Origin of the sequence: Streptomyces sp. HUAS CB01, assembly GCF_030406905.1 — a bacterium.
GTDB lineage: Bacteria > Actinomycetota > Actinomycetes > Streptomycetales > Streptomycetaceae > Streptomyces > Streptomyces chengbuensis.
The window spans coordinates 3528315-3540796 of record NZ_CP129137.1 but is presented as its reverse complement, the minus strand read 5'-3'; the positions used below and the strand labels follow the sequence as shown (position 1 = coordinate 3540796).

Sequence of the window (12482 nt, the reverse complement as noted above, 5' to 3'; positions counted from 1 at the left end):
CCGGGTTCCGGAGGGTGGGCCCGCGAGAGGGCGCGGGCCCACCCCGTCGGCGCGACGCCGGTCCGCGGGAGGCCGGACGGCGTCACGCCGGTCGCCCGGTGCCTGGCGGTTCCGTCGGACCGGTCCGCCTTCGCCGGGCGTTCCCGTTACGCCGGGCACTCCTTCCAGGCGAGGCGGTAGACGGTGTTGATCTCGCCGTCCGTGGAGTCCATCGTCATGAAGCTGGTCTTCGACGGGCTGGACGTGCCCGCCTTCACCCGGAGTTCGGTGTTGATGTTGAAGTTCCGCTTCACCCCGCAGGGAGCCCAGACCAGTTGGCCCCACTCGGTCTCGTCGGTGGCCTGCCAGTTGTCGTCGTACGGGCCGCTGTAGGGATGGTTTCTGGCGGCAGTGTCGGGCGAGCCCTGGAAGTAGTAGGACGCCTTCTGGACGGCCGTGGCGCCGCGCTGCAGGCTGGCGTAACCGCGGTAGTCCGCGCTGGCCACGGCGTAGGTGAAGCCCTGCGGGACGTGGACGATCAGGTTCAGCTGACAGTTCTTGCGGAAGTCGGTGGGCGAGGCGCCCCCGCCGACCTGGGCGAGGTAGTCGCTGTAGGTGACGGTGAACGCGGTGTTGTCGGGGGAGACCGCCACCGCCGCGGTCCCGGGCCTGCAGCCCGAGCCGTTCACCGTGGCGATCTCGATGACGATCTTGTCGGGCGGCGCGACGATGGACGCGTTGGCGCTGCCGGCGTTGCCGGCGACGAGGGTGGAGGCGAGGACCGCGGTGAGAGCGGCGCTGGTGCGTAAGGCACGGGACATGATGCGCACTCCAGTGGTCGGGGGAGAGTCGGTCGGTGGCCTTGCGGGGACGTGAACCGTGGGGGGTCCAGCCGATCCCATGTCCCGCCCTTCGACAGCACCGGACTGTTGAGGCGTGAACATGTCAGACGCATCGGATCGCTTGGATCGTAGGGACCAACTCACCTGCCGGGTAGGGCGGTTATCAGCCGTATCTCCACGCCTGCTGCACACCGTTTTCACACATTGAGCACCTTGCGTGCACGCGGCGGGCGGGGCCGGCGGCCTTGCGTACCGGCCTGAACGGTGCGGGGGCGGTCGTCCGCCGCGCGGGCCGCGGACCCGGTTCACGGTGTGCGTCCCGGCCGGCCGTCAGGGCCGGAGGTGGCGGTGAGATGCCGGAAGCGGCCTCGTCCGCGGCCGGTCGACGGGGGAGCGCTCGTCCCGGCGTCGGCAGCCGGGACGAGCCGGTGGGCGGCACACCGGGTCGGACCGGTGGTGCCGTCACTGCCGTGCGGTCGGCGCCGCGGCCGTCCCGCCGCCGGACCGCCCCGGGCGACGCCTGCGCCCAGGGCGCCCGGTTGTCGCTCGGGCCCTGCCGTACGAGCCGGAAGCCCGCCTCCCGCTCGCGGCCCCCGCCACGGAACCCGTCCGGACCGCCGCGGGCCGCGGGACGGTGGACGCCCGGCGCCCGCGGCGGTGTTCCGCGTGCCGGTGTGCACTCGCCGCAAACGCCGGTGCGTACTTCCCGCGAACCCCGGCTGCTTCGGGCAAACGCCGGTGCCTACGTACCGCCCACCCCGGTGCCTACTTCCAGCACATGTAGTAGACCTCTTTGTACTTCGCGATGTCCGGCACCTTCGAGCCGCGCATCCCGCGCTTCGGGACCGTCAGCTTGACCGTCTTCTTGTCCTTGCCGACCAGGTACCAGTTCCGCGTGGACTTGTTCCATCCCGAGCGGGGCAGCCGGTTGGTGTGCCGCCGGATGTCGATCAGGCCCCTGGCGCCCTTGGAGCAGGCGTTGGCGGATGTGGGAGTGGCCCCCCAGGAGGTCTGCTGCCGCTTGTAGTTCTTCAGGTCCCACAGGCACACCTGGCCCAGGGAACAGCTCGCTCCGTCAGCCCTCTGGGGTGCCGCCTGCACGCTCCCCGCCGAACCGCCGATGCCGATCACGGCGGTCATCCCCGCGACGGCCACCAGCGACCGTGTCCTGCCCCTCACGTGCCCTCCAAGAACCTTGCCGTAGCGCCTCCGCTCGCTCGTCCCGGGGGATCCCCCGCACGCTCCGCTCCGGCCGGAGGCCGAGGGGATCGCGCCCGAGCGGCGCTGCCCGGCCTCCACCCTAGAACGGTCGACTCGCGCCCCGCATCGGCTCATTGGGCAATGCCCCAACGGCCGGTACCGCCCCGGGCACCCCCTCGGGTGTCCGCCGGAACGGCACCGGACGCGCCCCCGAACCGGTCGCGGCACGGCCGCGGCCGACCGCGCACGCACCCGCCACGACGCAGAGGGCGGCACCACCGAGTCCACTCGGTGGTGCCGCCCTGTTCCTGCCTGACGCGCTGCGTCCGCCGGGCCGCCGTGACACGACCGGCCGGCTGCCGGCGTTCACGACGCCCGGGTCACAGCCTCTCGATCACGTGGTCCACGCAGGCCGTCAGCGCCTGCACGTCCGCCGGGTCGACCGCCGGGAACATCGCGATCCGCAGCTGGTTGCGGCCGAGCTTGCGGTACGGCTCGGTGTCCACGATCCCGTTGGCCCGCAGCACCTTCGCGACCGCCGCCGCGTCGATGTCGTCCGAGAAGTCGATCGTGCCGATGACCTGCGAGCGCTTCGCCGGGTCCGTGACGAACGGCGTGGCGTGCTTCGACTCCTCCGCCCAGCCGTACAGGTGGCGCGCGGAGGTGGCGGTCCGCCGGACCGCCCAGTCCAGCCCGCCCTGCCCGTTGAACCACTTCAGCTGCTCGTCGAGCAGGAAGAGGGTCGCCAGCGCCGGGGTGTTGTAGGTCTGGTTCTTCAGCGAGTTGTCGATCGCCGTCGGCAGGCTGAAGAACTCCGGGACGTGCCGGCCGGAGCCGTGGACGCGGGCGGCGCGCTCCAGCGCGGCGGGCGAGAACACGCCGATCCACAGGCCGCCGTCCGAGGCGAACGACTTCTGCGGGGCGAAGTAGTAGACGTCCGTCTCGGTGATGTCGACCGGCAGGCCGCCCGCGCCGGACGTCGCGTCCACGAGGACGAGCGCGCCCTCGTCGGCGCCCTCGACACGCTTGATCGGGGCGGCGACACCGGTGGAGGTCTCGTTGTGGGTGAAGGCGTAGACGTCGACGCCCGCCTCCGCCCGCGGCTCCGGGTGCGTACCGGGGTCGGAGGAGATCACGGTCGGCTCGGCCAGCCACGGCGCCTGCTTCGCCGCCTTGGCGAACTTCGAGGAGAACTCGCCGAAGGACAGGTGCTGCGACTTGTTCTCGATGAGCCCGTGGGTCGCGATGTCCCAGAACGCGGTGGAGCCGCCGTTGCCGAGGATCACCTCGTAGCCCTCGGGGAGGGAGAACAGCTCGCGGATGCCCTCGCGCACGGAGCCGACCAGGTTCTTGACCGGGGCCTGGCGGTGGGAGGTGCCGAGCAGGGACGTACCGGTGGCGGCCAGGGCGTCAAGCGCCTCCGTACGCACCTTGGAGGGTCCGGCGCCGAAACGACCGTCGCCGGGCTTGATGTCAGCGGGAATCTGGATATCGGCCACGAGCCGGAGCCTAGTCGGTTCCGCCAGGTCACCGGGCTCGTTGTCCGGCGAATGAGACAAGCGATCACTGGTCGGGACGGGTTTCGGCGTCACCCGATCGAGCGTGGGGCACGCTGGGTCCATGGCTGATCGCACGGTGGCGGATCGCAGGGAGCTGGAACGGGCGCTGCGGGCCGAGGTCCGCGGCGAGGTGGACTTCTCGCCCGGGGCGCGGGCGCTGACGACGATGGACGCGTCCAACTACCGCAGGGTGCCGGACGGCGTGGTCGCGCCGTACGACGCCGCGGACGTCGCGGCGGCGCTCGCCGTCTGCCGCGGCCACGGGGTTGCGGTGGTGCCCCGGGGGGCGGGGACGTCGATCGCCGGACAGGCGACCGGAACCGGTGTCGTCCTGGACTTCACCCGCCACATGCGGTCGGTGGTCTCCGTCGACCCGGCGGCCCGCACGGCGGTGGTCCAGCCCGGCGCGGTGCTGGACCGGCTGCGGGACGAGGCGGGGCGGCACGGGCTGACGTTCGGCCCCGACCCCTCCACGCACAGCCGCTGCACGCTCGGCGGAATGATCGGCAACAACTCGTGCGGCTCGCACTCGGTGGCGTGGGGGACGACCGCGGACAACGTCCGGGAACTGTCCGTCGTGACGTACGGGGGCGCTGAACTACGGCTCGGCAAGGGCTGGGGACCGGACGGGAGCAGGCCGGGGACGGCCGGCGCCCCGGAGGGGCTGCGGGACCTGGTGGCGGGCCATCTGGCGCTGCTGCGCACCGGATTCCCCGGCGGACTGCCGCGCCGTATCTCCGGCTATGCGCTGGACGCCCTGCTGCCCGAGAACGGCACCGATCTCGCCCGCGCCTTCTGCGGCAGCGAGGGCACGCTCGCGGTGCTGACGGAGGCGACCGTACGGCTGGTGGACTCGCCGCCCGCACGCGCCCTCGCCCTGCTGGGGTACGCGGACGAGAGCGCCGCCGCGGAAGCGGCCGCCGGGCTGCTGTCCCACCGGCCGCTCACGGTCGAGGGCATGGCGGACGATCTCGTCCCGGACGCCGTGGGCGCGGGGCTGCCGAGGGGCGGGGCGTGGCTGTTCGTCGAGACGGGCGGGGCGACCGCCGCCGAGGCACGGGCACGCGCGGAGGAGGTCGTGCGCGGCGCGGACGCCCTCGACGGGACCGTCGTCACCGACCCCGCGGGGCAGCGCATGCTCTGGCGCGTCCGGGAGGACGCCTCCGGCGCCGCGACCCGGATGCCCGACCGTGGGGGTACTCCCCCTGGCTACGCCGGGGGCACCCCCACCCAGGCAGGAGGCTCCGGGGGAGAGGCCTGGCCAGGCTGGGAGGACTGCGCGGTGCCCCCGGCCCGGCTGGGCGCCTATCTGCGGGACTTCCGGGCGTTGCTCGCCGAGCACGGGCTGCGCGGCACGCCGTACGGCCACTTCGGCGACGGCTGCATCCACGTCCGCATCGACTTCGACCTGCTGGGCGAGGCGGGCGTACGGCGCTTCCGCGCGTTCTCGGAGGACGTGGCCGGGCTGGTCGTGGCGCACGGCGGCTCGCTGTCGGGGGAGCACGGGGACGGGCAGGCGCGCGCGGAGCTGCTGCCGAGGATGTACGGCGACGAAATGGTCGCGCTCTTCGGCCGGTTCAAGGACCTCTGGGACCCGGCGGGCGGACTGAACCCGGGCATGCTGGTCCGGCCCGCGCGGCTGGACGAGAACCTGCGCTTCGCCGTCCTGCCGAGGGAACCGGTGGACGTGGCCTTCGGGTACCCGCACGACGGCGGGGACTTCACCGCCGCCGTGCGGCGGTGCGTCGGAGTCGCCAAGTGCCGTGTGGACGGGCCCTCCGCTGGGCCCGGGGTGATGTGCCCGTCGTACCGTGCGACCGGCGAGGAGCAGCACTCCACGCGCGGACGGGCCCGGCTCCTGCACGAGATGCTGGCGGGCGAGGTGGTCACCGGCGGCTGGCGCTCGCGCGAGGTGCACGAGGCCCTCGACCTGTGCCTGTCCTGCAAGGGCTGCCGCAGCGACTGCCCGGTGGGCGTCGACATGGCCACGTACAAGGCGGAGTTCCTGCACCACCACTACGCGGGGCGGACGCGCCCGGCGGCGCACTACACCATGGGCCGGCTGCCGCGCTGGCTGCGGGCGGCCGCGCCGTTGGCCGGGCTGCTGAACGCGGCCTCGCGGGTGGGGCCCCTCGCGTCGCTCGCGAAGCGCCTCGGCGGCATCGCGCCCGAGCGGGACATCCCGCGACTGGCCACGCGCACCTTCACCTCCTGGTGGCGGCGCCACGGAACTCCCGGCTCACCGCTCGTGCTCTGGCCCGACACCTTCACCGAGCACCTCTCCCCGTCGGTCGGCCGCGCCGCCGTCCGGGTCCTGGAGTCGGCGGGCCTGGGCGTCTCCCTGCCCCCGGGGCGGGTCTGCTGCGGGCTGACCTACGTCTCCACCGGCCAACTGGACCGCGCCCGCGCGGTCATGCGCCGCACCCTGGACGTGATGGAACCGGTCCTGGACCGGGGTGCGCCCGTGGTCGTGCTCGAACCGAGCTGCGCGGCGGCTCTGCGCACGGACCTCCCGGAACTCCTGGCCGACGATCCGCGGGCACGGCGGCTGGCCGGTTCCGTACGCACCTTCGCGGCCGCCCTGGAGGAGTACGCCCCGGACTGGCGCCCGCCCCGTCTGGACCGCCCGGTCGCCGGCCAGACCCACTGCCACCAGCACGCGGTCCTGGGCGACGCAGCCGAGCGCCGGCTGCGCGAACGGGCGGGTCTCATCGGCGAGTTGAGCGGCGGCTGCTGCGGGCTCGCGGGCAACTTCGGCTTCGAGCGCGGCCACTACGAGGTGTCGGTGGCCTGCGCGGAGGACAGGCTCCTGCCCGCGGTGCGCGCGGCGACCGCCGGCACCGTCCTGCTCGCGGACGGCTTCTCCTGCCGCACCCAGCTGGAACAGCTGGCGGGCCGGCGGGGGCGGCATCTGGCGGAGGTGCTGGCGGAGGTGCTGACGGCGGAGCCGGTGGAGCCGGTGGACGGCGTGTGACGGTGCCGGGCGGGTCCCGGCTCCCGTACGTACCGTTGTACTGCGCGGCTGCCCGCCACGACGCGGCGGCCGTGGAGGAGCGCCATGGTGACCGTCGTGGAGCGCTGCGGCGACATGAAGACGGTCCCCTCGGCCATCTCGACCTTGTACCCCTCGGGGACGGGCATCCGCTCGAGCGCATCGAACATCGCGTCCAGGGTGCGCTCGTTGTCGCTCTCAGCCATCTCGATCCTGTCGGTCGGCAAGCCCGCGCCCGACCTCTTCCTGCACGCGGCGCGCTCCCTGGGCGTGGAGCCCGGCCGGTGCGCGGTCGTCGAGGACAGCGCCTACGGAGTGCGGGCCGCCCGGGCGGCGGGTATGCGGGCCTTCGGCCACTGCGGGGGCCTGACCCCGGCGGCGCGGCCGGCGGGGCCGGGCACGGTGGTGTTCGACGACATGCGGGAGCTTCCCCCGCTGCTCGGGATGGCCGGGGGCTGAACGGCGCGACGGTCACCGTGATCGGCGCGCCCCGTGAACCGGTGGTGCCGCCGGGCTCCGCGAGGTCGCCGCACGGGTGCGGCGACCTCGCGGGGCGGGCGTCGCGGCCCGGCCGTGCCCGCGCGGCTCAGGCCGTCCGGCGGGACGGCAGCACGACCGAGACCAGGCTGCCGAGCAGGGCGAGGACGCCGATGGCCGCGAGGCCGAGGGCGCCGAGGTGGACGACGGTCAGCCAGGTGTCCGGACGGCCGTAGGCGCGGTCGCCGAGGGCCTTCGCCTCGCCGGAGAAGGTCAGGGCCCCGTCCGCGGAGCGTGTGATGTCGTCGCCGTAGGCGTAGAGCGTTCCGGTGTGGGACCGGCCGTCGACCGTCCACTTCGTGCCCTCGCACTTGCCGGTGCTCTTGCCGTCGCCGACGGTCTCGATACGGCAGGAGCTGGACAGCTGAACGGTGACGGGCTTGCCGGCGGCGTACGCGGCGCCCCAGCCGCTGGGCGCCTGCGAGGCGCTGCCGACGAAGAAGAAGATGCCGAGTCCCACCGCGAGGACGAAGAGGCTGATGCCGCCTCTCTGCTTCAGCTTCTCCCAGCGTCCCTGCATGACGACCCCCCAGGTAGTTGTGTGCACGTCAATTCACGGGATGTCCGGGCATGGAGATGGCCGGAACTGATCCCTGAGTGTCGCGCGTTTGTACCGCAGACGTCGTGCACCCGACAAGCGGTTCCCGGGGTTCCCGTTGAGCTTGCAGGCTCTCGGCCCCGTCGGGGCCGCCAGGGAGTCACCACGGTGCGCGGGGCTCGAATTCGACGGTGACCCTCGCCGGGTCCCGTGCGCCGCCGGCCTCAGTCCCCGTCGAAGAGGTGCTCCAGGACCCGGGCCACGCCGTCCTCCTCGTTGGACGCGGTCCGCCGGGGGACGGCGGCGAGCACGACCGGGTGCGCGTTGCCCATCGCGTAACCGCCGCCCGCCCAGCGGAGGATCGCGAGATCGTTGGGCATGTCGCCGAACGCCACGACCTCGTCCGCGGTGATGCCCCGTTCCGCGCAGAGCGCGGACAGCGTCGCGGCCTTGGTGACCCCCCGTGCGCTGATCTCCAGCAGCCCACGCCCGCCCGAGTGGGTGAACTGCGCCTCCCCGCCCGCCGCTTCCTCCGCCAGGGCCACGAGCACGTCCGCGTCGAACCGGTTCGAGTGGGCGAGCAGTTTCACGATGGGGACGTCGAGCAGCCAGAGGTCCCCGAGGGACGCCACGGGCGACTCCGCGCCGAGCCCGCCGCTGAAACGCAGCAGATACGCCGGCTCGTACAGCACCCGCAGGCCCGTCTCCACGGCGAAACCCAGTCCCGGTGCCGCCACCGCCAGTGCCGTCGCCACCTTGCGGGCCGTGTCCGGGACGAGGGCCCGGGAGTGGACCACCGTACGCGCCCGCACGTCGTACACCTGCGCGCCGTTGCTGCACACCGCCGTGCCGACGAGCCCCGTCGCGGCGGCGAGCGCGTCGACGTAGCGCGGCGGCCTGGCGGTGACGAAGACGAGCTCCGCGCCGCCCTCGACAGCGACGCGCAGAGCGCGCAGCGTGCGCCCCGACACGGTGCCGTCGCGACGCAGGAGCGTGCCGTCCAGGTCCGTCGCGATGAGCCGGGGGCGGGAGCGAGGGTGCCGCATCGGCCCATGTTAGGGCCGCCACAGGCCGGTTCCGGGATCCGGTTCTCCGCTCGTCCGGCTCCTCCGGACCCGTCCCCGGCAACGAGCGCGTTGCCGATACTCGCTTGCGCACCCTCGCGACACGGGCCACCGTCGTCCGACACCCGACGAAGGCAGGGAAGCACAGAAGATGACCACGCAGTTCCATGCCGTCGACCACGAACTCGTGCAGGCCGCGGCGCACGTGGCCCGGACGGCCTGCCGGGGCGACAACCACACCATGGCTGCCGCGGGCCGCACCCGTGACGGCCGGATCGTCACCGCCGTGAATGCCTACCACTTCACGGGAGGGCCCTGCGCCGAACTCGTTCTCATCGGCGCGGCAGCCGCCCAGGGCGCCTACGAGCTGGAAACCATCGTCGCGGTCGGGGACCGCGATCGGGGCGTCGTTCCGCCGTGCGGCCGCTGCCGTCAGGTACTGCTCGACTACTTCCCGGCCCTGGAGGTCATCGTCGGGGAGGGCGACCGCATCCGCGCCGTCCCCGTCACCGACCTGCTGCCCACGAGCTACGTCTGGGCGGACCATCAGCTCGACGGCGAGTGAGGGCGCTGCTCGGCGGGGCCTGCTCCGCCGGCCGGCAACAGGGCGAACGCTGCCGACGGTACGGCGCGTGCCGCCGCGTCGGATCAGTCCTCGGCGCTGAGTTCGCGCGCCAGCGCCGCCAGCGCCCCGAGCGCCGGGTGGGGTGCGGCGGCGCGCCAGGCGAGGACCACCGGTACCGGAGGCGCGTCGGTGAGCGGGCGGTAGGTGACGCCCGGGTGGGGGTGCATCTCCGCCGTGGACGCCGCCGACGCCCCCGCGCCGCGGCCCGCGGCGATCGCGGTCAGCCAGTCGTCGGTGTTCCCGACCGTCAGGGTCGACACCGGTCCTGACCCCGCGGGCCAGAGGTCGGGCGTCGTCAGCCCCGAGACGGTGTTGAGGACGACCGGGACGGAGGCGAGATCGGCGAGCGTCAGCGACGCGCGCCCGGCGAGCGGCCCGTCGGAGGTGACCGCGGCCACCCGGGGTTCGGTGAACAGCAGCGCGGTCACCAGGCCGGGGGTGTCGACCGTGCCGCGCAGCACGGCGGCGTCCACCGCGCCGCGCGCGAGTCCCGCCGTGCGGTCGTCGATGCGGAGGAGTTCCAGCGGGGTGTCCGGGTGCTCCTGCTGCCAGCGCCGCAGCAGGGGGGTGGTGAACGCGCCGAAGGCCGACCAGGCGTGGCCGAGGCGCAGGGGCCGGTGGTGCAGCCGGGCGGGGTCGAGCGCGTCGTCGAACGCGGCCACCGCCGCGGCCGCCCGCTCGCGAAACGCCCGGCCCTCGGCGGTGAGGTCCAGGTGGTGCGTGGAGCGGTCGACGAGCCGCACGCCGAGGTGGCGCTCCAGCGCGGCGAGCGTGCGGGAGACGGCGGGCTGGGTGAGGTGCAGGACGACGGCGGCCCGGGTCAGGCTCCGTTCCTCGGCGATGGCGAGGAAGCAGCGGAGATGACGCAGCTCGATGCTCATGCGTGCGGAGCATAACCGCAGCCCAATCGGTATTTCACCAAGGGCGCGGGCTTCCGTAGCGTGGCAGTGGAAACGAAGTGGACTGGGCACCTCCAGTGCAGTATTTTGAACTTCTGGTTCAGTCGGATAGACGAAGGTGGAACGGTGAGCAGGCTCCGTGGCGCAGGCGCGACCCCCAGCACCGGCGGCCGGGAGGGTGTGGAGCGGGCGGCCGCCGCGGTGGCCCTCCCGGAAGCCGCCGGTGAACTGGAGCGCGGCACGCGCCGCGGCCGCGGCTCGCTCGGGCCGGTCGCTCTCGTCGTCGCGGGCGGGCTGTCCGTGCAGTTCGGCGCCGCCGTCGCCGTGCTCCTGATGCCCCGCGCGGGCGCACTCGGCGTCGTCACGCTCCGGCTGGTCCTCGCCGCCGTCGTGCTCCTGCTGGTCTGCCGGCCCCGGCTCCGCGGTCACTCCCGCGCCGACTGGGGCACGGTGGTCGCTTTCGGCGCGGCCATGGCGGGGATGAACATGCTCTTCTACCAGGCGGCCGACCGCATTCCGCTCGGCGCCGCCGTGACGCTGGAAGTCCTCGGCCCGCTGGCGCTCTCGGTGATCGTCTCCCGGCGGCTGGTCAACCTGGTCTGGGCGGGTCTCGCCCTCGGCGGCGTGATCCTCCTCAGCGGCGGCGGTTTCGACCGGCTCGATCCGGTCGGCGCGGCGTTCGCCCTCGGCGCGGGCGCGATGTGGGCCGCGTACATCGTCTTCAGCGCGCGCACGGGACGCCGCTTCCCCCAGGCCGACGGGCTCGCCCTCGCGATGGCGGTCGGCGCCGTCCTGAGCCTGCCGTTCGGCATCGCGGAGGCGGGCGGCAAGCTGCTCGTGCCGTCCACGATCGGGCTGGGTCTCCTGGTCGCGCTGATGTCGTCCGTGCTGCCGTACACGCTGGAACTCCTCGCCCTGCGACGGCTGCCCGCCCCGACCTTCGCCGTACTGATGAGCCTGGAGCCGGCGATCGCCGCGACGGCCGGGTTCCTCGTGCTGCACCAGGCGCTGTCCGCGGCCGACGCGCTGGCGATCGCCCTCGTCGTCGCGGCGAGCATGGGCGCGGTGCGCACCCAGGTGGGGGCGGGCAGCCGCACGGCCTGATGGGGGCGCGGACCGGCGGTCCACCCGGCACGTGTCGCGGGGTGCCCCGCAGGGCGGCGCCCGCGAGGTGCGGCGGTCCGTACGCGCGGCGGTCCGTACGCGCGGCGGTCCGTCCGGGTCCGCCGGTGCCCGTCCCCGCAGCCGCGCACCGAACCGCCGCGCACCGAACCCGGCCCGTGCACCCGCCGGATGCGGCCCGGGTGCCCGACGCGCCCGTCTGCCGCCCGGTCCGTCCTCGCCGCTCCCGGGCGCCTTACGCCCTCCCCGCCGCCTCCGTCCGCGTCTCCCCGGCTCCGGCGGTGCCCAGGGCGCCGGCCGCACCCCCGCGCGCCGGCCCGGCCCCATCCGCGGTCCCGGTCCCGGCCTCAGGTTCCGCCTCCTCAGGCTCCGCCTCCTCAGGCCCCGCCGGCGTGAGCAGCCTCTCCCGCAGCGCCTCGGTCAGCGCCTCGTCCACGCCCAGTGCGTTCGCCGCGTAGTCCCGTACGGAGCCGTGCCTGCGCGCGAGTGCCGCGAGGAACAGGGTCATGACCTCCGCGGGTGCGCGTCCGTAGCCGGGCCACGTCGGCTCCCTGTCCCCGTGCGCCGCTCGCCAGTCGGCCAGCAGGCGTCCGGTGGCCAGTTCGGTGAGGGTGAAGTCCTCGACGGCGTCCGCCTCGGAGACGCCCAACAGGAGCAGTACGAGCGCGGCCAGCAGGCCCGTGCGGTCCTTGCCGGACGCGCAGTGGAACACCACCGGACCGTCCGCCGCGGCGATCACCCCCAGGGCCTGCCGCAGCTCCGCGACCCCGTCGTCCGCGACCTCCAGGTACCGCTCGGCGAGGAACGGTCCGACCTCGACCTCGGGGCCGAGCGAGGGCTGGTCGTACGGCCGGTGCTCGATGCTGAGGTTGTGGTACGCGAACGACGCGTCCTCCGGGACCCGTCCGCGGGCCTCGATCTCCCACGGGTGGCGCAGGTCGACGACCGTGCCGATGCCCAGGCCGAGGAAGCGCTCCCAGTCGTCCCCGGCGAGTTTGGCCAGCGAGTCGGAGCGGTACAGCCGTCCCCACCGCACGAAGCGTCCGTCCCCGGTGGGGTATCCGCCCAAGTCCCGGAAGTTGTGCAGTCGTTCGAACGGTATGGGTCTGCTCTGTCTGCTCACGG

At 74.0% G+C, this 12482-nt stretch carries 10 protein-coding genes and 2 pseudogenes; 4 read left to right on the top strand and 8 right to left on the bottom strand.

Annotation, left to right across the window (positions count from 1 at the left end; genetic code table 11):
* Positions 1–146 precede the first annotated feature (146 nt).
* The 3 genes from QRN89_RS15590 to serC form a co-directional block, all read right to left on the bottom strand.
* Positions 147–800, bottom strand: coding sequence for a DUF4360 domain-containing protein (locus QRN89_RS15590; RefSeq protein ID WP_290350015.1), 654 nt, complete (start codon positions 798–800; stop codon positions 147–149).
* 786 nt (positions 801–1586) lie between these two features.
* Entirely contained in the window at positions 1587–2000 is a 414-nt protein-coding gene (locus tag QRN89_RS15585; protein WP_290350013.1) for a hypothetical protein, read from the bottom strand.
* 401 nt (positions 2001–2401) lie between these two features.
* Positions 2402–3520 (bottom strand): phosphoserine transaminase, encoded by a 1119-nt coding sequence (gene serC, locus QRN89_RS15580; protein WP_290350012.1) that lies wholly within the window; start codon positions 3518–3520, stop codon positions 2402–2404.
* Between the two features lie 121 nt (positions 3521–3641).
* Between serC and QRN89_RS15575 the strand changes: the two genes are divergently transcribed.
* Positions 3642–6554: an FAD-binding and (Fe-S)-binding domain-containing protein gene (locus QRN89_RS15575; RefSeq protein WP_290350011.1), complete on the top strand. Its 2913-nt coding sequence runs from the start codon at positions 3642–3644 to the stop codon at positions 6552–6554.
* Between the two features lie 101 nt (positions 6555–6655).
* Here the strand turns inward: QRN89_RS15575 and QRN89_RS15570 are convergent.
* A pseudogene (locus tag QRN89_RS15570) lies at positions 6656–6751 on the bottom strand (Uma2 family endonuclease); the annotation flags it as partial.
* Between QRN89_RS15570 and QRN89_RS15565 the strand changes: the two are divergent.
* A pseudogene (locus tag QRN89_RS15565) lies at positions 6717–7031 on the top strand (HAD-IA family hydrolase); the annotation flags it as partial. The pseudogenes QRN89_RS15570 and QRN89_RS15565 overlap by 35 nt on opposite strands.
* Before the next feature lie 127 nt (positions 7032–7158).
* On the opposite strand, the gene QRN89_RS15560 reads toward QRN89_RS15565, so the two are convergent.
* Both QRN89_RS15560 and QRN89_RS15555 read right to left on the bottom strand, forming a co-directional pair.
* A complete protein-coding gene (locus QRN89_RS15560) occupies positions 7159–7656 on the bottom strand; it encodes a hypothetical protein (RefSeq protein ID WP_290350010.1) in 498 nt (165 codons plus the stop codon).
* A 215-nt stretch (positions 7657–7871) separates the two neighbouring features.
* Positions 7872–8693: an HAD hydrolase family protein gene (locus QRN89_RS15555; RefSeq protein WP_290350008.1), complete on the bottom strand. Its 822-nt coding sequence runs from the start codon at positions 8691–8693 to the stop codon at positions 7872–7874.
* Positions 8694–8862: 169 nt separating this feature from the next.
* Here QRN89_RS15555 and QRN89_RS15550 point away from each other — a divergent pair, with 169 nt between their 5' ends.
* Complete coding sequence (locus QRN89_RS15550) at positions 8863–9276, top strand: cytidine deaminase family protein (protein WP_290350007.1); 414 nt, start codon at positions 8863–8865, stop codon at positions 9274–9276.
* 83 nt (positions 9277–9359) lie between these two features.
* On the opposite strand, the gene QRN89_RS15545 is transcribed toward QRN89_RS15550, so the two are convergent.
* Positions 9360–10217, bottom strand: a complete 858-nt coding sequence (locus QRN89_RS15545; RefSeq protein WP_290350006.1) for a LysR family transcriptional regulator — start codon at positions 10215–10217, stop codon at positions 9360–9362.
* 219 nt (positions 10218–10436) lie between these two features.
* On the opposite strand from QRN89_RS15545, the gene QRN89_RS15540 reads away from it, so the two are divergent.
* Positions 10437–11339, top strand: coding sequence for an EamA family transporter (locus QRN89_RS15540; RefSeq protein WP_290353721.1), 903 nt, complete (start codon positions 10437–10439; stop codon positions 11337–11339).
* A 253-nt stretch (positions 11340–11592) separates the two neighbouring features.
* Here QRN89_RS15540 and QRN89_RS15535 read toward each other — a convergent pair whose 3' ends face one another.
* Positions 11593–12480, bottom strand: a complete 888-nt coding sequence (locus tag QRN89_RS15535) for a tyrosine-protein phosphatase (protein ID WP_290350005.1) — start codon at positions 12478–12480, stop codon at positions 11593–11595.
* Positions 12481–12482 lie beyond the last annotated feature (2 nt).